17 protein-coding genes and 1 pseudogene are annotated in these 17,693 nt (G+C 53.8%); 15 read left to right on the plus strand and 3 right to left on the minus strand.

Annotation, left to right across the window (positions count from 1 at the left end):
- Positions 1–40: 40 nt before the first annotated feature.
- The 11 genes and pseudogenes from ribF (at position 41) to tapY2 (ending at position 12,250) form a co-directional block, all read left to right on the plus strand.
- A complete protein-coding gene (gene ribF / locus ACTG2J_RS03040; RefSeq protein WP_113740101.1) occupies positions 41–1,015 on the plus strand; it encodes a bifunctional riboflavin kinase/FAD synthetase in 975 nt (324 codons plus the stop codon).
- Positions 1,015–3,876 (plus strand): isoleucine--tRNA ligase, encoded by a 2,862-nt coding sequence (ileS, locus tag ACTG2J_RS03045; protein WP_113740102.1) that lies wholly within the window; start codon positions 1,015–1,017, stop codon positions 3,874–3,876. Before ribF ends, ileS begins: the two co-directional genes overlap by 1 nt.
- On the plus strand, positions 3,876–4,373 hold the full coding sequence (gene lspA / locus ACTG2J_RS03050) for a signal peptidase II (protein ID WP_439989035.1): 498 nt from the start codon (positions 3,876–3,878) through the stop codon (positions 4,371–4,373). The genes ileS and lspA overlap by 1 nt, the downstream gene beginning before the upstream one ends.
- Positions 4,370–4,822, plus strand: a complete 453-nt coding sequence (fkpB, locus tag ACTG2J_RS03055; protein ID WP_042059691.1) for an FKBP-type peptidyl-prolyl cis-trans isomerase — start codon at positions 4,370–4,372, stop codon at positions 4,820–4,822. Before lspA ends, fkpB begins: the two co-directional genes overlap by 4 nt.
- Positions 4,822–5,757 carry a 4-hydroxy-3-methylbut-2-enyl diphosphate reductase gene (gene ispH / locus ACTG2J_RS03060; RefSeq protein ID WP_058057986.1) on the plus strand — a complete coding sequence of 312 codons (936 nt, stop codon included), beginning with the start codon at positions 4,822–4,824 and terminating at the stop codon, positions 5,755–5,757. The genes fkpB and ispH overlap by 1 nt, the downstream gene beginning before the upstream one ends.
- A 110-nt stretch (positions 5,758–5,867) precedes the next feature.
- The gene (locus ACTG2J_RS03065) at positions 5,868–6,272 is read left to right on the plus strand and encodes a type IV pilin protein (protein ID WP_216949680.1); all 405 of its coding nucleotides are present in this window, start codon (positions 5,868–5,870) and stop codon (positions 6,270–6,272) included.
- A 2-nt stretch (positions 6,273–6,274) separates the two neighbouring features.
- On the plus strand, positions 6,275–6,844 hold the full coding sequence (gene pilV / locus ACTG2J_RS03070; RefSeq protein WP_439965112.1) for a type IV pilus modification protein PilV: 570 nt from the start codon (positions 6,275–6,277) through the stop codon (positions 6,842–6,844).
- On the plus strand, positions 6,841–7,842 hold the full coding sequence (locus ACTG2J_RS03075) for a PilW family protein (protein ID WP_101530170.1): 1,002 nt from the start codon (positions 6,841–6,843) through the stop codon (positions 7,840–7,842). Before pilV ends, ACTG2J_RS03075 begins: the two co-directional genes overlap by 4 nt.
- On the plus strand, positions 7,839–8,276 hold the full coding sequence (gene tppD, locus ACTG2J_RS03080) for a type IVa pilus pseudopilin TppD (protein WP_110304056.1): 438 nt from the start codon (positions 7,839–7,841) through the stop codon (positions 8,274–8,276). Before ACTG2J_RS03075 ends, tppD begins: the two co-directional genes overlap by 4 nt.
- Positions 8,277–8,286: 10 nt before the next feature.
- Positions 8,287–11,972: pseudogene (locus ACTG2J_RS03085) on the plus strand (pilus assembly protein).
- Positions 11,969–12,250 (plus strand): type IVa secretion system protein TapY2, encoded by a 282-nt coding sequence (gene tapY2, locus ACTG2J_RS03090; protein WP_139735220.1) that lies wholly within the window; start codon positions 11,969–11,971, stop codon positions 12,248–12,250. The pseudogene ACTG2J_RS03085 and the gene tapY2 overlap by 4 nt, the downstream one beginning before the upstream one ends.
- A gap of 27 nt (positions 12,251–12,277) precedes the next feature.
- Here tapY2 and ACTG2J_RS03095 read toward each other — a convergent pair whose 3' ends face one another.
- Complete coding sequence (locus ACTG2J_RS03095; protein ID WP_139735219.1) at positions 12,278–12,805, minus strand: GspH/FimT family protein; 528 nt, start codon at positions 12,803–12,805, stop codon at positions 12,278–12,280.
- 98 nt (positions 12,806–12,903) lie between these two features.
- Complete coding sequence (locus tag ACTG2J_RS03100; RefSeq protein ID WP_439989033.1) at positions 12,904–13,422, minus strand: GspH/FimT family pseudopilin; 519 nt, start codon at positions 13,420–13,422, stop codon at positions 12,904–12,906.
- Between the two features lie 146 nt (positions 13,423–13,568).
- Here ACTG2J_RS03100 and ACTG2J_RS03105 point away from each other — a divergent pair, with 146 nt between their 5' ends.
- The 4 genes from ACTG2J_RS03105 (at position 13,569) to luxS (ending at position 16,722) form a co-directional block, all read left to right on the plus strand.
- The gene (locus ACTG2J_RS03105) at positions 13,569–15,191 is read left to right on the plus strand and encodes an NAD+ synthase (RefSeq protein ID WP_257686775.1); all 1,623 of its coding nucleotides are present in this window, start codon (positions 13,569–13,571) and stop codon (positions 15,189–15,191) included.
- A gap of 9 nt (positions 15,192–15,200) precedes the next feature.
- The gene (gene glnB / locus ACTG2J_RS03110; RefSeq protein WP_005308848.1) at positions 15,201–15,539 is read left to right on the plus strand and encodes a nitrogen regulatory protein P-II; all 339 of its coding nucleotides are present in this window, start codon (positions 15,201–15,203) and stop codon (positions 15,537–15,539) included.
- Between the two features lie 61 nt (positions 15,540–15,600).
- Positions 15,601–16,194, plus strand: coding sequence for a transglycosylase SLT domain-containing protein (locus ACTG2J_RS03115; RefSeq protein ID WP_272868849.1), 594 nt, complete (start codon positions 15,601–15,603; stop codon positions 16,192–16,194).
- An 18-nt stretch (positions 16,195–16,212) separates the two neighbouring features.
- Positions 16,213–16,722: an S-ribosylhomocysteine lyase gene (gene luxS / locus ACTG2J_RS03120; RefSeq protein ID WP_101531102.1), complete on the plus strand. Its 510-nt coding sequence runs from the start codon at positions 16,213–16,215 to the stop codon at positions 16,720–16,722.
- A gap of 325 nt (positions 16,723–17,047) precedes the next feature.
- On the opposite strand, the gene ACTG2J_RS03125 is transcribed toward luxS, so the two are convergent.
- Positions 17,048–17,689 carry a type II secretion system protein gene (locus tag ACTG2J_RS03125; RefSeq protein ID WP_042053354.1) on the minus strand — a complete coding sequence of 214 codons (642 nt, stop codon included), beginning with the start codon at positions 17,687–17,689 and terminating at the stop codon, positions 17,048–17,050.
- Positions 17,690–17,693 lie beyond the last annotated feature (4 nt).

Below are 17,693 nucleotides of genomic sequence, written 5' to 3' on the forward strand. Positions count from 1 at the left end.
TAATCCGCCGATTTCCATGGCAGCAACGCACAAGGCACTGATGGAGCTTATTCGCGGCATTCACAATCTCAAGCCCCGTCACCGGGGATGTGTATTAACCATTGGCAACTTTGATGGGGTTCATCAGGGTCACCATGCGGTATTGGCACGTCTCAAGGAGAAAGCGGCCCAGCTGGGATTGCCCGCCTGCGTCATGCTGTTTGAGCCGCAGCCGCTGGAGCTGTTTGCCGGCACAGCTGCGCCCGCCCGGCTGAGCCGGTTGCGGGAAAAGTACGAAGCACTGCAGGGGCTGCATATCGACCGCATGCTCTGTGTGCGCTTCAGCTACCGCTTTGCCGAGCAGGCGGCCTCGACATTCATCGAGCAGTTGCTGGTGGAGAAGCTCGGAGTGCGCTATCTGGTGGTCGGCGATGATTTTCGCTTCGGCAAGGGGCGGGAAGGGGATTTCCACCTGCTGGAGGAGGCGGGCCATCGCTTCGGCTTCGAGGTGATCAGTACCCAGAGCTTCCAGCTCGAACGGCAGCGGGTCAGCAGCACACTAGTACGTGAGGCCTTGAAAGCGGGCAGGATGGCGGAGGTGGAGCTGATGCTTGGCCGTCCCTACATCATCAGCGGCCGGGTGGCCCACGGCGACAAGCTGGGGCGCACCATAGGTTTTCCCACTGCCAATCTGGCCCTCAAGCGTCAGGTGATCCCGGTCGGTGGCGTGTTTGCGGTGGAAGTGATATGTTCCGGCAAGACCTTCCCCGGTGTAGCCAATGTGGGTGTACGGCCGACCTTGAGCGGTACACAAGCCAGATTGGAAGTACATCTATTTGATTTTTCTGGTGATCTATATGGTCAGCAGGTCAAGGTGCTGCTTCGCCACAAGCTGCGCGAAGAGCAGAAGTTTGCCTCTTTCACTGCCTTGAAAGAGCAGATCGAACGAGATGCCCTGGCGGCCCGAGCCTGGTTCGGGCTGCCACAATTCAATTTACCCAGCACTCTTTTAGAAAAGAAGGGAACCCAGGACTGATGAGCGACTATAAACACACCCTGAATCTTCCGGAAACCGAGTTTCCGATGCGTGGCGATCTGGCCAAGCGCGAACCCAACATGCTGAAACGTTGGTACGATCAGGATCTCTACGGCGCTATTCGCCGCGCCAAAGCGGGCAAGCCTTCTTTCATTCTGCATGATGGCCCCCCCTATGCGAACGGCAACATTCACATCGGTCACTCGGTCAACAAGATCCTCAAAGACATCATCATCAAGTCCAAGGGCCTCTCCGGTTTCGATTCCCCCTATGTGCCGGGTTGGGATTGCCACGGTCTGCCTATCGAACTGAAAGTAGAAGGCATGGTCGGCAAGCCGGGCGAGAAGGTTTCCGCTGCCGAATTCCGCGCCGAGTGCCGCAAATACGCCAAGACCCAGATCGAAGCGCAGAAGACCGACTTCATCCGTCTGGGTGTGCTGGGTGACTGGGAACACCCCTACCTGACCATGGATTTTGGCACCGAAGCCAACATCATCCGCTCCATGGCCAAGATCGTTGAAAACGGTCACCTGCACAAAGGTTCCAAGCCGGTGCACTGGTGTACCGATTGCGGCTCCGCGCTGGCTGAAGCCGAAGTGGAGTACTACGACAAGAACTCTCCCTCCATCGATGTGCGCTTCAAGGCCGTTGATGAGGCGACCGTTGCCGCCAAGTTTGACTGCGCCGAAGGCCACACCGGCAAGGGCCCGATCTCTGCGGTGATCTGGACCACCACTCCGTGGACCCTGCCAGCCAACCGCGCCATCGCCATGCACGCCGATCTGGATTACGCACTGGTGCAGGTTGAAGGTGAGCATCCCGAGCGTCTGATCCTGGCCGCCGAGCTGGTCAAGGATGTGATGGATCGCGCCGGTATCGAGAAGTTCCACAATCTGGGTTACGCCAAGGGCGCCGCGCTTGAGTTGCTGCGATTCAACCACCCCTTCTACAGCTTCGACGTGCCGGTGGTACTGGGTGACCACGTCACCCTGGATGCCGGTACCGGCGCCGTACACACTGCCCCAGGCCACGGTCAGGAAGACTTCGTGGTCGGCCAGAAATACGGTCTGGAAGTGGCCAACCCGGTTGGCAGCAACGGTGTTTACCTGCCGGATACCGAACTGTTTGCTGGCCAGCATGTGTTCAAGGCCAATGCCTCCGTGATCGAAGTGCTGACCGAGCGCGGCGCCTTGCTGCATCACAAGGTGTTCAACCACTCCTATCCGCACTGCTGGCGTCACAAGACCCCGATCATCTTCCGTGCCACCCCGCAGTGGTTCATCAGCATGGAGCAGAAGGGTCTGCGCAAGCGCGCGCTGGAAGAGATCGAGCGCATCGAGAAGGACGGCATTGCCCAGCAAGGCCAGAGCGGCTGGGTACCGGCCTGGGGTAAAAACCGCATTCAGGCGATGGTTGAGAACCGCCCTGACTGGTGTATCTCCCGTCAGCGTACTTGGGGTGTGCCCATCTCCCTGTTCGTCCATAAAGAGACCCAGGAACTGCATCCGGAATCCGTGCGCCTGATGCACGAAGTAGCCAAGCGGGTCGAGCAGTCCGGCATTCAGGCATGGTGGGATCTGGACAAGGCTGAGCTGCTGGGTAGCGACGCCGACATGTACGACAAGGTGCCTGACACCCTCGACGTCTGGTTTGACTCCGGTTCTACCCACGCCTCCGTGGTCGATGCCCGTCCCGAGTTCAACGGCAAGCCAGCCGACATGTATCTGGAAGGTTCTGACCAGCACCGTGGCTGGTTCATGTCCTCCCTGATGATCGGTGTGGCCATGAAGGACAAGGCTCCCTACAACCAGGTGCTGACTCACGGCTTCACCGTGGATGGTCAGGGTCGCAAGATGTCCAAGTCCATCGGCAACGTGGTGAGCCCGCAGGACGTAATGAACAAGCTGGGTGCAGACATCCTGCGTCTGTGGGTAGCGAGCACTGACTACACCGGCGAGATGACCGTCTCCGACGAGATCCTCAAGCGCTCTGCCGATGCCTATCGTCGTATCCGCAACACCGCCCGCTTCCTGCTGGCCAACCTGAACGGCTTCAATCCGGCGACCGACATGGTGGCTCCTGCCGACATGGTGGTAGTGGATCGCTGGGCTGTGGGCCGTGCCAAAGCAGTACAGGCCGAGATCGTGGCCGCATTCGACGAGTACAACTTCCACGGCGTGACACAGAAGCTGATGCAGTTCTGCTCCATCGAGATGGGCTCCTTCTATCTGGATGTCATCAAGGATCGTCAGTACACCGCCAAGGCTGACAGCCTGGCCCGTCGCTCCTGCCAGACCGCCCTCTATCACATCGCCGAGGCCATGGTGCGCTGGATGGCGCCGATCATGAGCTTCACCGCCGATGAAATCTGGGCCCTGCTGCCGGGTGAGCGCGGCGAGTTCGTCTTCACTGAAGAGTGGTACGACGGCCTGTTCGGGCTGGAAGCGGGCGAAGTGCTGAACGACGATTTCTGGGCCGAGATCCTCACCGTGCGTGGTGAAGTGAACAAGGCGCTGGAAGTGGCCCGTGGCGAGAAGCGTATCGGAGGCTCCCTGCAGGCCGAACTGACCCTGTTCGCCAAGCCGGAGCTGGCTGCACGCCTGAATGCCCTGGCCGATGAGCTGCGTTTCGTGCTGCTCACCTCCAAGGCCAAGGTGGTCGTGGTTGATACTGCGCCGGAAGGCTCTGTGGCGACCGAACGTGATGACCTGTGGCTGAGCGTGGCCCAGTCTGCCGCCGCCAAGTGCGACCGCTGCTGGCACCATGTCGAAGATGTGGGCACCATAGCCGGTCACGAAGAGATCTGTGGCCGCTGCGTCACCAACGTCGAGGGTGACGGCGAAACGCGTCAATTTGCCTGATGAACATGACTCAACATAAAAGCGGCCTGCGTTGGCTGTGGCTGGCAGTGCTGGCCTTTGTACTGGACCAGGCGAGCAAGCTTGCCGTGGTCAAGTTGCTGCCATTTGGTTACCCGGGGGTGGAGATCACCCCCTTCTTCAATCTGGTTCACGTCTACAACAAGGGCGCCGCATTCAGCTTTCTGGCTGATCAGGGGGGCTGGCAGCGCTGGTTCTTCGCGGTGCTGGCTTTTGCCATCTGTGGATTGCTGATCCACTGGCTGCACAAGCAGTCGGTGACCCAGCGTTGGAGCGGTATCGCCTATTCATTCATCATCGGCGGCGCCCTCGGCAACGTCTTTGATCGACTGGTGTTGGGCCATGTGGTCGATTTTCTCGATTTCTACTGGGGTTCCGCTCACTGGCCTGCGTTCAACCTGGCCGACAGCTTTATCTTTATCGGGGCCGCCATGATTGTGCTGGACGGTTTCCGTGGTGAGAAAAAGGAGCAGGCATGAGCCAGCAGATCACCGCTAACAGCAGCGTGCTGTTCCACTTCTCCATCAAGCTGGAAGATGGCTCGGTTGCCGACAGCACGGCGCTGCACGGCAAACCAGCCCGCCTGCGGATGGGCGATGGCAGCCTGACCCCCACCTTCGAGCAGTGTCTGCTGGGCCTGTGCGAAGGGGAGAGCAAGAGTTTTACTCTGGCGCCGGAAGAGGCCTTTGGTCTCTCCAATCCCGACAATATCTACCATCTCGACCGTGCCAAATTTGGCGCCGATGTGGAGCCAAAAGTCGGCACCATCATCCTGTTCGATCAGCCCAATGGCAGCGAGCTGCCGGGCATTATCCGGGCGGTAGCCGGGATGTCGGTGACGGTCGATTTCAACCACCCGCTGGCCGGTCATACCGTCACCTTCGAGGTGGAGATCCTGGGCGTTGATGATGAGGAGAAGGTGCATTAATGGATATTCTGCTCGCTAACCCTCGCGGTTTTTGCGCCGGTGTTGATCGCGCCATCAGCATTGTCGAGAGCGCGCTGGAGAAGTTCGGTGCCCCCATCTATGTCCGCCACGAAGTGGTGCATAACCGGTATGTGGTGAACAAGCTGAAAGAGGCTGGCGCAGTCTTCGTCGAGGAGCTCGACGAGGTGCCGGACGACAGCATCGTCATCTTTTCTGCTCACGGCGTGGCCAAGACAGTGCGCGAGATGGCCAAGTCCCGCGCCCTCAAGGTATTTGATGCCACCTGTCCGCTAGTGACCAAGGTTCACATGGAAGTCCATCGCGCCAGCCGCAAGGGCTCCGAGGCTGTGCTCATCGGCCACGCCGGTCACCCCGAGGTGATCGGGACCATGGGGCAGTACGAGAATCGCGAAGGCGGCATGTATCTGGTAGAAACACCGGAAGATGTGGCCAAGCTCAAGGTAAAGAATCCGGATGACCTCTGCTTCGTCACCCAGACCACCCTGAGCGTGGATGAGACCTCTGACGTCATCGATGCGCTGCGCAAGCACTTCCCCAAGATCCAGGGGCCGCGCAAGGACGATATCTGCTACGCCACCCAAAACCGTCAGGATGCGGTGCGGGAGATGGCGGGGCTGGTGGACGCCATGCTGGTGGTGGGGTCTCGTAACTCCTCCAACTCCAACCGTCTGCGCGAGCTGGCCGAGAAGGTGGGCGCCAGAGCCTATCTTATCGACGATGCGTCGATGATCGAGGCGAGCTGGCTGGAAGGCGTGAAGGCGATCGGCGTCACTGCAGGTGCATCCGCCCCCGAGGTGCTGGTGCAAAACGTGATTGCCCGCCTGCGGGAGCTGGGAGGCAAGGTGGTCGCCGAGCATCCTGGCCGTGAAGAGAACGTAGTCTTTGAGGTTCCTCCCGAACTTAGAATAATTTGAGTGCAGCCAGGAAGGCTTAAGAATAAAGTGTGTTGATAATGGCGCCGGGTTTGTTCAAGAGACAGGCTCGGCGTTAAACTTATGAAGCAGTCTGTCACCAAGGATGGGATATGATTGGATACTTTCGTGGCTTTTCTCTTATTGAGTTGATGATTGTCATCGCCATCGTGGCGATTCTTGGCACCATCGCTTATCCCGCCTATCAGCAATATGTGCTGACCAGTCATCGTGTCGAAGCCAAGAGCATGCTGCTCAATGCGGCCAATCGGCAAGAAACCTATTTTATGGATTTCAATCAGTATGCATCCTCTGCTGCTGCTCTTGGTATCAGTAGTGCATCTGAGAATGGTCTGTATCAATTATCCATTGCCGTATCAGGTAACACCTACACCTTGTCAGCCAGTGCTGGCGCGACGACAGCCCAAGCTAACGATACCGATTGCACAGTGTTTTCCATTAATCAGTTGGGCGTCAAAAGTGCCTCTGGTGCAGCTAGCAATAGCTGTTGGGAATAGCCATGGCCATTCATGTTTCATCACATGAGAGAGGATTCAGCCTGCTGGAGGTGATGATCACCGCAGTAATCCTGTCGTTGGGGCTGCTTGGTCTGGTTGCTTTGCAAACCCATTCCAAATTTGCCAGTTATGAAGCTCGTCAGCGCACGATTGCCAGCTGGCTGGCTAACGATATGGTCGAGCGGGTGCGGATCAACAGGGACAGCTGGAGTGAAGAAAGCTCTGCAGCGGTAGGTCTTGCCTCTAATTTAACTCGACCGACTTGCGCATCGGAAGATGGCACTATCAGTAATTGCAGTGCTGCAGATTTACGTAATGCCGACCTTCACTACTGGCAACAAGCCTTGCTTGGGGCCAGTGTGTCGGGGGCTGCATCTTCCTTGAATTCACCGATAGGTTGCGTGGTGCGGCGGGCCAATAATGTATTGGCTGTCGGGATATTCTGGGCTGGCAAGCAAGAGATATCTGATGGGGGGGCTGCTGCCGCCGCAGCAACGCTGATCAATGAGTGTCAACTCTCGACAGCAAATAATCTTTCGAGGCGCCAGTTTATTCTGACGACGACTTTATGAATTCTCGCGGTTTCACGCTGGTAGAGTGGCTAGTCGCTATGCTGCTCGGTCTATTTTTGTTGGCGGGGGTATTCACAGTTTTTGTGATGTCTCGCTCCAGCTCTGAAGATGCCTTTGATCAAAGTGAATTACAGGAAAATGGTCGATTGGCCATTCGGTTGATCAGCCAGGATATCAAATGGGCTGGCTTTTTTGGAGCTTATACCGGCCAGCCTGTACAGATTGGCCCTTCTTTAAGAAATGACATTGTAATTGATGACGATGATGACTGCTTGGATGAACGTGACGTTGGCAGCTTACCATCAAATAAAGCGCCCATCAGGGGACTATGGGTGAGTCGGGTCTCGGCCACCAAATCGCTAGAGGGACTCACCTGTATTAAAGAGGCTGACCGAGTAGCTAATTCGGACGTGATCAGTATAAAGCGGCTGGTTGGGCGACCTATTCCTGAGACCGAAAATTTGGATGAAAATCGTTTTTATATGGCGACCAATAGCCAAGAGGCGAGAGTTATTCGCGGTATTAAGGGGAGCAATACCAGACCGATCTTTGGGGCCAATAATGAAAGTCAGCTTTGGGAATATCAGCACTATATCTATTACCTGTCACAAGATAATGGTATTCCGGTTCTGCGCAAACGTTACTTGACGGCTAATAGTGGCTCTTTCGAGATTGGAGGCGCTATGGCTGAAGGGGTAGAGAATATGGTGCTGATGTTCGGTGTCGATGACTCTGTTATCCCTGATGGGCGGATCGACAGATATCTCTCAGCAGACCAGATGACCACCCAGCTCTGGAATGAAGGTCGGGTATTGGGGGTGCGGTTATTTTTATTAATTAGAGCGGCGAAAGAGTCTGCACGTTACAAAAATAATAACACCTATCAACTTGGCAATCTGCCCCCGATAAAAGGCAATGGCGATGGCTATCGCCGCCTATTGCTGGAAAGCAGCATCGCATTGCGTAACCCGCAAATTGTTACTCGGAGTGGCACATGAGATCGTTTCAACAACAGCAAGGGATTGCACTGATAGTCGCACTGGTTATTCTGGTTCCTTTGACTCTGATTGCGGTAGTTGTCATGCAATCCAGTGGTATGAGTCTGAAGATGGCGGGTTCCAGTGCCAGTTTGCAACGGGCAGAGCACGAAGTTGAAGGTACTCTGGAGTCTGCATTGAGCGATACTTCTCTCTCAACACAAATTGCTACACAGGCAATTGGGGTTTCAGCTGCAATAGGCACGACTACTCCATCGACGACCCTGACAGTCAATACAGAGAGTGTATGTAAACGTAAATTTGAAGCCAGTAGCCAGAATGTAACGCCAGCTTGTCGTTATGCTGAAGCCACCACATCCAGTGCTTATGGCAAGGTGAATAGCCAAATGACCTTTACTGCCGGGGTAGAACAGCCCCTGCTCAGTGCCAATTAGGGGGCGTGTGATGAACATAAGGAACTGTTTACTGACAAGCTTGCTGGTGTTGTGTAGTGGAATATCCAGCACATCTATGGCTGTGGGCACTGGTTATTCAGATGATACCGAGTTGTTTATTTATGACTTTGCCAAGGCGGGGGATTTTCGGCCAAAGGTGCTCTTTATATTCGATACTTCAGGCAGTATGGGCGAAAAAACTTTGCTAGGAAAGGAAGAGTATGACCCTGAATTTTCCTATCCCAAGTTGGCGAAAAATGATGATGGCAGTAATAGTTTTTTGTACTATTCAACGGGCGGAACGCCTCCGCAAAAACTAGACAGTAACAATAGCAGACGATTCGCAACGAATAAAAATGCTTGTGCCACATCTCGGAACCTCTTAACCAAATTGGACTGTTTTCATCTATCTATTGGAATTATGAGGTGTCTGGCAAGAAAGGGGAGTGGAAGCCATTAAAAAACTATGCGTCCAATACAACCAATATAGTGGATTGCCAACAGGATATTTCAGCAAAAAACAATGATAATAGCGGTTTTACCGGGTCATATAAGTCTATCTCTGGAACAACTAAGGGTTACCCAGTAAATAGATATAATAATACTGGCGTTAATATTCCATGGGATGATAGTGCTACACCTGTCGCCCCGAATACGGGGGGGGCAGAAGTGCTGACCATATATACCGCCAACTATTTGCGTTGGTACTATGCCCCTTCCGCTATTCCCGCATCGAGACTAAGTGTAGCCAAACAGGCGCTGAGGGAGTTGGTTCGCTCTACGCCAGCGGTAGATTTTGGCCTTGCAGTGTTTAACCAAAATGATGGTGACGGCAGCACCAATAAAAATGGTGGTCGTATTATTAGGCACATAATGGGTAATGACGCTATCTTGGCTGGCGGCAAAACAGGCGAACAGGATCTTATTGACAAGTCAAATAGCCTTACGGCGGAGGGATGGACGCCTTTGTGCGAAACCTTGTATGAGGCATACCGTTATTTTGGTGGCGCGGGTGTTGATTTTGGGAATGATGATTCTAATCGAAATCCAAAACGTGATCCAAATTCAGAGTCGCCAGCAGGTATTTATAAATCCCCCTATGATAAGTGTTCCAGTAATGGTTATATCATATACATGACTGATGGTGCTCCAACAAATGATAAAGCTGCTGATGAGTTGGTGAAAAAGTTACTTGAAGATAAGAATTTTTTGCCAGCAAATATTAAAGATAAAGACCCAGTCCCTTATGGAACAGGAAAAGAAACAAGCTACCTTGCTGCACTTGCTAGTTATATGAAAAATAGTGATGTCAATAAATCTGCAGATGGCAAGCAAACAGTCACAACATTCACCGTTGGCTTTGGAGATGAAGCGATTAAAGGTGCTGGGGAGTTGCTGGCAAAAACTGCCAGTCGTGGTGGCGGTAAATATTATCCCGCCACCGATGCAACTCAGCTTAATGAGGCGTTAAAGTCATCATTGCTGGCCATCTTGAAGATGAATACCTCGCTGGTCTCTCCCGCGATTGCCACTAATAACTTTGACCGTACTCGCAGTCTGAATAATATTTATTACGCAATGTTTGAGCCTGGTTCTGGTCCACGATGGAAGGGCAATCTTAAAAAGCTGGTTCTGAATCCAGATAAGGGTTATGTAGTCGATCAGAGTGGCTTACCTGCGATATCCAGTGATGGAACAATTCTTGAGTCAGCAAGAACCTATTGGTCATCCACCAGTGATGGTAACAAGGTTGCCGAGGGGGGCGTACAAGAGATGCTGGCAGCTAAAACCAATCGCAATCTTTATATTATTCCCCCTTCCACTAATACATTAACCCCCTTTAGCAAGTCTGCTCTTGAGGGTATGGCAGGCGGGGCGACGCAGCTACGCACTGTCATGAAACTTGATAGTGCTGATAGCATGGATGACCTGCTTAATTGGACCAAGGGGATTGATGCGTTTGATGAGAATCAGGATGGTGATAAAACAGATAATCGGGAGCATATTCTTGGTGACCCTCTGCATTCACGGCCATTAGTGATCAACTACGGTTGTACAAAATCGACAGGACAGACTACATGTACACCTGACTTGCGCATTGTGATGGGAAGTAATGCCGGCTTCTTGCATATGTTTAAAGACAGCGGCACCACGATTGATGAAAGCTGGGCCGTTATGCCCTATCAATTTATCGCCAATCAGAAAGCCTTGCAGGAAAATCTTGAATCATCAGTGCATCTCTATGGTGTGGATGCATCGCCCACTGTGTTGGTCAATGAGCAAGTCAAAGATGGTCATATCCAGTCGTCACAAGGTGACAAGGTTTGGTTATTTACCGGGTTGCGTGGCGGTGGCAAGGCATATTATGCCTTAAATATATCAAATCCGGATTCCCCTTCGCTAATGTGGAAGTTGGATAAAAATAGTTCCGGTTTCGGAAAACTGGGCGAGACTTGGTCTATTCCAGAAGTGGCATTTATTCCTGGCCATCATATAACTGATGCTAGTGGAAAAATGATATACAAGCCGGTTTTGATTTTCTCGGGTGGCTACGCTCAGGCAAAAAGCTCCTTGGGGCAGGGGACTGAGGATAGTGAAGGATTAGGGGTTTATATTGTTGATGCTGAGACGGGCTCTCTATTGTTCAGCTTTACTCCTGATGCTGATGAAAATAATGTAAATCACAAGCAAGTGGCGGCCATGGTTTATAGCATGCCAGGCTCTGTCTCCGTGTTGGATAGCGATGGGGATGGTATTTCAGACCGGATCTATGCCGGTGATACCGGTGGTCAGATCTGGCGTATCGATATGAAGGGGACAAAGAAGTCCGAGTGGACGGCCATCAAGTTTGCCAGTTTGGGTAATGCCCATTTAAGTGGAGATGATAAGAAGCTGGTAGACGACCGTCGCTTCTTTACTCAGCCGGTATTGGTGCGAACTCTGAATAAAGGGTGGTCGTGGAATAGTCAAAATAGTGAATACAATTATGGTGAGCGCCCGTTTGATGCGGTATTGATTGGATCTGGTGATCGTAACCGTCCCTCCTCGGAGGCAACCACCAAAAATGTCTATGTGATGCTACGTGACTACCATGTCAATCCGACCTTGTTTGGGGCAACATCTGAACCAGACGTACCATCAAGTATCACGTTGGACGACCTCTACGATGTGACCAGCGATCCTTTTACGGGTTTGAATGAAGAGCAGATTGTAAACACCACCAAGGCGTTGACCAGCAAGCTAGGATGGAAATTCTGGCTCAATGAAAGCGGCGAAAAATCCATGGGGGCTGGTTTGGTTCTGCAAGGCAAGCTCTATTTCACCTCCTTCTTGCCCCAGGTTCAGAACTTCCAGCAGTGTACGATCCAATCCATCGGTGCAATGCGCCAATATATGATTGATATGCACTATGGCACTTCTTTCAAATATGTACTGGATAGCAACAATCAGGAAGTTATTCAGCGTTACGTAGAGGTGCAAAATAAGGTTGCTGATGATCTGGTTATTCATGGTGGGGATGATGGCCGGATCAGGATTATAGGTGGTGCTCCGGGCAAGGAGGTCATCCTCAAAGATGATGGGAAGGGAGAGCCTGAGCGCTGTACTGATGAAGGTGAGTGCTCACAAGGTGCGGAGGAGGCAAAAATGGATATGTCTCCCAAGAAAATTTATCTCTATGAAGGAGAACAGGGATGAAACGCATGCTGCTCTGGTGTTTGGGCTTACCCTTGTTGGTTCAGGCTCAAACGGAAGACATAAAATGTTATGTCACTCTGGAAGGTGGCGTGCAGATGGTGTTGCAGCAACCGGTAACTGATACGAGCAAGGCAAATCTGGTCAGGGTGTTTAAACAGAAAGGTTATGAGATTGATGGGGTGGTGCATCTTGTCACAGAGGTAATCGAGTGCGTTCCTTTGGCGGCCACCTTTTCGCTGGCTGATGCAAAGAAACAAGATGAAATCCAACCCAGATAACGTTGGTTATTGAGTAGGGTAAAGGGGCTAAGAACAATTCAGCCCCTTTTTTTCGCTTCTGCTTCTGCCGGATGGGGAAACGATGATATCGACTCGAGGTGCTTGGTCGATACAAAACCGGAGTGTCATGTTGGTGCCAATCGCAGTGCCATCTGGACTAAATCGCACAAATTGTCGATTGGCCGTCACGGTATGTTTTTCAAGAAAGGGTTCTGTTGCTGATAACAAGATATCGCCACTTGCAATATCGAATTGGCGATCCTGATTGGTGTCGATAAAGACAAGCATGCGCTGGGCGCCGGTTTGATTTGCGAGTACACAGCCTTCTTTTGTGGAGTTTCTGACAGGCATGGCAAGACATGCTGTGACGGGTTGCTGCTGTGTGATGGCTTGCCGTTGGCCGAAGATCAGGTGGTCCTGCAAGTTTCTTGTGTAGATGTCGCTGTCGGTAGATGTCAGCAGATTTGCCAATGACGGCAGTCCCAAGGTCAGCAGGATGGTTGTCAGGCTTGCAGATATTAAAAACTCAAGCAGGGTAAATCCATTTCGTGCCATAGCGTATGAGTCCCTATTCAAAGGAGACTCTAAGCATAGCTATTGGATTGAAATGGATCCTTTTGTGCTCGTGTGTGTTTCGCTGTAGTTAATGCTGGTCATGGACATACAGCACCACTTGCTTGGCTATGGGCACGCCCGGCAGGCATAACTTCAATCTGAACGCCCTTTTCGCCGCTTACACAGAGTGAAAAGATGACCTCGCTGTCAGACGTAATGGTGCCATCTGGGGTGAAGCGCAGCGCCTGTGCATCTGCAGAAATGGCCAGTTCTGCAGGAAACTCGGGACTTGCCGTCAGAGTTGTTTCGCTGCCATTGAGCTTCTGATCGCTATTAGTATCGATAAAAGCGATCTGCCGGGTCGCTCCATTTTGATTGGCACTAATGCACTCTTCTACAGAATTATTGATAGTGGTCAGGCAGAGAGTAACCGTTTGCTGGTTAGAGATAGCCTGTTGTCTGGCATAGTTTAAGTGGTTTAGAAGGCTTTTTTCTTGGGTCGCCAAATTATTACTGCCAAGCAGGTTAGAGAGGGAAGGAATACCAATCCCCAACAGAATGACGCCTAGCGCAATGGCTATCATCAACTCCATCAGGGTAAATCCGGCGTTTTTCATATCTGCGAAGGCCTGTCGTTCCGTGACTATCTACAGCTTATCCTTCCCGCTGGTTGCTGTCACACGGTTACGCCTGTCTTGAACTGGCAGATTGCCCCCCTTTTCTTTATCATTCCCCATCATTTTCGAATTCAAGATGCATCGCCATGGCAAAAGCCCTCTCTCTGATGCTTGCCCAGTTGAATCTGACGGTAGGCGCCATCGAAGATAACACTGACAAAGTGCTCGCTGCGGCGGCTCAGGCCGAACAGCAAGGTGCCGATCTGCTGGTCTGTTCCGAGCTGGCCCTGACCGGTTATCCACCGGAAGATCTGCTGCTGCGCGCCGATCTGATGATGCGGGTCGAAGCCGCGTTGGCTCGTGTTGCCGAATGGCAGGGCAACTGCGCCATTTTGGTCGGGCATCCCTGGCGTGAAGGGGAGTCACTCTATAACGCCGCCTCCCTCTATGAGCAGGGCAAGCTGATTGCTCGTTACTTCAAGCAGGACTTGCCCAACTACGGTGTGTTTGATGAGAAGCGCTACTTCACCGCGGCGACCAAGACCTGCGTGGTGCCGTTCCGTGGTCACCAGCTGGGCCTACTCATCTGCGAAGATTTGTGGCAGCCAGGTCCGGCGCTGGCCGCCAAGGCGGCGGGGGCCGAGCTGCTGCTCACCATCAACGCCTCGCCCTATGATCAGGAAAAACCCTGGATCCGCCGCGAGCTGATGGCCGAACGCTGCGATCAGACCGGTCTGCCGCTGGTCTACCTCAATCAGGTGTGCGGTCAGGATGAGCTGATTTTCGACGGCTGCTCCAAGGTGTTCAGCAGCCAGGGCGAGTTGACCCACAAGCTCGCCCCGTTTGCCGAAGAGCTGGCGCTGGTGCGCTTTGCCGATGGTCAGCCGGTGAAGGAGCGGGAACCCGCTGCGCCGCTGGAGCCGTTGGCCGAGACCTATCAGGCGCTGGTGCTGGCAGTGCGCGACTATGTCACCAAGAACGGTTTCCATGGGGCTGTGCTGGGCCTGTCCGGCGGCATCGACTCGGCGCTGACGCTGGCCATCGCGGCCGATGCCATCGGTGCCGACAAGGTGCAGGCGGTGATGATGCCGTTCCGCTATACCGCCCAGATGAGCGTGGAGGATGCCAAGGAGCAGGCCGAGCGGATGGGGGTTGAGTTCAACATCATCTCCATCGAGCCGATGTTCGAAGGGTTTATGGCCCAGCTGGCGCCGCTGTTTGAAGGTACCGCCCGCGATACCACCGAAGAGAACCTGCAGGCCCGCTGCCGCGGCGTGCTGCTGATGGCGCTCTCTAACAAGCGTCGTCGTATCGTGCTGACCACCGGTAACAAGAGCGAGATGGCGGTCGGCTATGCCACGCTGTACGGTGACATGGCCGGTGGCTTCGACGTGCTGAAAGATGTGCCCAAAACGCTGGTCTTCAAGCTGTGCGAATATCGCAACTCAGTTGACTATGTGATCCCGCAGCGGGTTATCGACCGCCCCCCTTCGGCAGAATTGGCGCCGGATCAGGTGGATCAGGACAGTCTGCCCCCGTACGACATCTTGGATGCCATCCTCAAGCGTTACGTGGAAGAGGATGCCTCGGTCGCCGACATGGTGGCAGAAGGCTTCGAGGAAGCGGTGGTGCGCAAGGTGATTCGGCTGGTGGATCTCAACGAATACAAGCGCCGTCAGGCGGCGGTCGGGCCCCGCATTACGGCTCGCAACTTTGGTAAGGATCGCCGTTACCCCATTACATCCGGGTTCGGCAAACAGAACTGGTAAGGAGTCACCATGAAGAAGATTGAAGCCATCATCAAACCGTTCAAGCTGGACGATGTGCGCGAGGCCCTGGCCGAGATCGGCATCAACGGCATGACCGTATCCGAAGTCAAAGGCTTCGGCCGCCAGAAGGGCCATACCGAGCTCTATCGCGGCGCCGAATATATGGTCGACTTCCTGCCGAAAGTGAAGGTGGAGCTGGTGGTGCAGGACGAGGATCTCGATGCCTGTCTGGAAGCGATCCAGAATACCGCTCGCACCGGCAAGATTGGTGATGGCAAAATCTTCGTCTGCGAGGTGGAGCGTGTCATTCGTATCCGTACCGGCGAAGAGAACGAAGACGCGATCTGATGAGATTGCCGTGCCTCGTGATGAGCCAACGAATGGAGACTCGATCCCGCTGATGTCCTGGATGCGTCTCGTTGCGGTGGCCGGCCTGCTGGCCGGTCTGACCGCCTGCAGTACCCGGCCGCCGGCCCAGCCGGAGAATCTGTGCCAGATCTTTCGCGAGAAGCCGGAGTGGCACAAGGCCGCGCTCAAGATGAACGAGAAGTGGGGGACGCCAATTCATGTGGTGATGGCCATGATGTATCAGGAGTCCTCTTACGTACATGATGCCCAGCCGCCGATGCAGTATTTCCTCTTCATCCCGACCGGGCGTGCCAGTTCGGCTTATGGTTATGCTCAGGTCAAAGATGAAACCTGGGCCGATTACCAGCGAGAAACCGGCAACAGCTGGAGTGACCGCGATGATTTTGCCGACGCCATCGATTTTATGGGTTGGTACACTAACAAAGCCCAGCGGCTAAATGGCACCTCCAAGTGGGATGCCTATGGCCAGTACCTCAACTATCACGAAGGGTGGGGTGGCTACCGGCGTGGCAGCTATCGCAGCAAGGGGTGGTTGATGAAGACCTCTCGCAAGGTAGAGGCTCGCGCCCAGCGCTACGGCGCCCAGTACCGTCAATGCAAGGATCAGCTCTCCCGTGGGGGCTGGTTCTGGTAACCAAATCAGGAGTCAGAAATGCCGTTATTGGACAGTTTTACCGTTGACCACACCCGTATGGAAGCGCCAGCGGTGCGTGTGGCCAAGACCATGCAGACCCCGAACAAGGACACTATTACCGTGTTCGACCTGCGTTTCTGCGTACCGAATCAGGAGATCCTCTCCGAGCGCGGTATCCATACGCTGGAGCACCTGTTCGCCGGTTTTATGCGTGATCACCTGAACGGCAATGGCGTGGAGATCATCGACATCTCCCCTATGGGTTGCCGTACCGGCTTCTACATGAGCCTGATCGGCGCGCCGGACGAAGCCCGTGTTGGCGCAGCCTGGCAGGCAGCCATGAGCGACGTGCTGACCGTGCAGGAGCAGGCCAAGATCCCCGAGCTGAACGAGTATCAGTGCGGCACCTACAGCATGCACTCGCTGGAAGAGGCGCACGCCATCGCCCGTCATGTGCTGGAGCGCGGTATCGGCGTCAACCACAACGACGAGTTGGCCCTGCCGGAAGAGAAGCTGAAGAGTCTGTGAGGCTGATGAGCTGTCGCTCATCGGATAACCTCTTCAGGAAATGTTAAAAGAGCCGGTCAGCCATGTTGACCGGCTCTTTTTTATCTCGCCCGACCGCCATAGTGGGGATGGCTTGCTCACCTTGCCGACTCTGATTAGGATGGTTTTTGAACCGAATCCGTTGGCGGAGGTGTGACGATGAAAGGGATATTGCTGCGTTGGCTGGCCCGTTACGACGCGTGGTGCGAGGAGTGGGGGCTCACCCAGGAGAACCGGCGCTGCTGCACGCCGGTTCGTTATGATGATGATTCAACCAAAAAGCGAGCTTGCGCAGAAGAGGCTGAGCTCAATCAAAATTGCGGGTCACGGCACCGGTAACGCTGTTGTACTCGAAGCCGAGGCCGTTTCGATAATCCGGGTTGGTCTGGAAGCGGTTGATTGAGTCGCGCAGGATATAGCGGCAGTTGAAGTGTTTCTCGTTGCCTTCATCCTCATCTTGATGGCCTGAACCGACTTGTGTGGATAGATAATCAAACCCTTCTGGGATATTCACAGCGTTGGGAGTTATGGGGGTGACCGTTTGGTCTCCATCAAGCAGGTCATTGAATAGCAATTCACAGTCATCATCATTGTTGACCGATATATGGTTACCTGAGCCCGGCTGATATGGTTTATCGCTTCCCGCACTCCCTTGGTCTTCCTTCGAGCCCGTTGGCCAACCATATCGATTGATATCCACATCGCCTTTACCAAAGCTGCTCAGGTTGTAGAGCGCGATCGCTTGCCCCTGTACTTTCACTGCCCAGCCAGCATGAGCCAGCTGAACTGCACTGGCAAAGCTGCCTGCGGTCGCCGAGACCGTGCTTTTCAGGGCATCATCCTTGATATTGATAAAGCGGGGCAGGGCGGTGACGGCCAGGATCCCCAGCACTATGATCACCAACACCAGTTCAATCAGGGTAAAGCCGTTGTTTCTGTTGTTCATCATGTTC

The sequence above is a fragment of the Aeromonas sp. 6P genome, from assembly GCF_051919525.1.
GTDB classification, from domain to species: domain Bacteria; phylum Pseudomonadota; class Gammaproteobacteria; order Enterobacterales; family Aeromonadaceae; genus Aeromonas; species Aeromonas veronii.

Excerpts from the sequence above, each read along its gene's own strand:
- ribF (WP_113740101.1), top strand. The coding sequence starts at position 41 with ATGGAGCTTATTCGCGGCATTCACAATCTCAAGCCCCGTCACCGGGGA.
- ileS (WP_113740102.1), top strand. The coding sequence starts at position 1,015 with ATGAGCGACTATAAACACACCCTGAATCTTCCGGAAACCGAGTTTCCG.
- lspA (WP_439989035.1), top strand. The coding sequence starts at position 3,876 with ATGAACATGACTCAACATAAAAGCGGCCTGCGTTGGCTGTGGCTGGCA.
- fkpB (WP_042059691.1), top strand. The coding sequence starts at position 4,370 with ATGAGCCAGCAGATCACCGCTAACAGCAGCGTGCTGTTCCACTTCTCC.
- ispH (WP_058057986.1), top strand. The coding sequence starts at position 4,822 with ATGGATATTCTGCTCGCTAACCCTCGCGGTTTTTGCGCCGGTGTTGAT.
- ACTG2J_RS03065 (WP_216949680.1), top strand. The coding sequence starts at position 5,868 with ATGATTGGATACTTTCGTGGCTTTTCTCTTATTGAGTTGATGATTGTC.
- pilV (WP_439965112.1), top strand. The coding sequence starts at position 6,275 with ATGGCCATTCATGTTTCATCACATGAGAGAGGATTCAGCCTGCTGGAG.
- ACTG2J_RS03075 (WP_101530170.1), top strand. The coding sequence starts at position 6,841 with ATGAATTCTCGCGGTTTCACGCTGGTAGAGTGGCTAGTCGCTATGCTG.
- tppD (WP_110304056.1), top strand. The coding sequence starts at position 7,839 with ATGAGATCGTTTCAACAACAGCAAGGGATTGCACTGATAGTCGCACTG.
- tapY2 (WP_139735220.1), top strand. The coding sequence starts at position 11,969 with ATGAAACGCATGCTGCTCTGGTGTTTGGGCTTACCCTTGTTGGTTCAG.
- ACTG2J_RS03095 (WP_139735219.1), bottom strand. The coding sequence starts at position 12,805 with ATGGCACGAAATGGATTTACCCTGCTTGAGTTTTTAATATCTGCAAGC.
- ACTG2J_RS03100 (WP_439989033.1), bottom strand. The coding sequence starts at position 13,422 with ATGAAAAACGCCGGATTTACCCTGATGGAGTTGATGATAGCCATTGCG.
- ACTG2J_RS03105 (WP_257686775.1), top strand. The coding sequence starts at position 13,569 with ATGGCAAAAGCCCTCTCTCTGATGCTTGCCCAGTTGAATCTGACGGTA.
- glnB (WP_005308848.1), top strand. The coding sequence starts at position 15,201 with ATGAAGAAGATTGAAGCCATCATCAAACCGTTCAAGCTGGACGATGTG.
- ACTG2J_RS03115 (WP_272868849.1), top strand. The coding sequence starts at position 15,601 with ATGCGTCTCGTTGCGGTGGCCGGCCTGCTGGCCGGTCTGACCGCCTGC.
- luxS (WP_101531102.1), top strand. The coding sequence starts at position 16,213 with ATGCCGTTATTGGACAGTTTTACCGTTGACCACACCCGTATGGAAGCG.
- ACTG2J_RS03125 (WP_042053354.1), bottom strand. The coding sequence starts at position 17,689 with ATGATGAACAACAGAAACAACGGCTTTACCCTGATTGAACTGGTGTTG.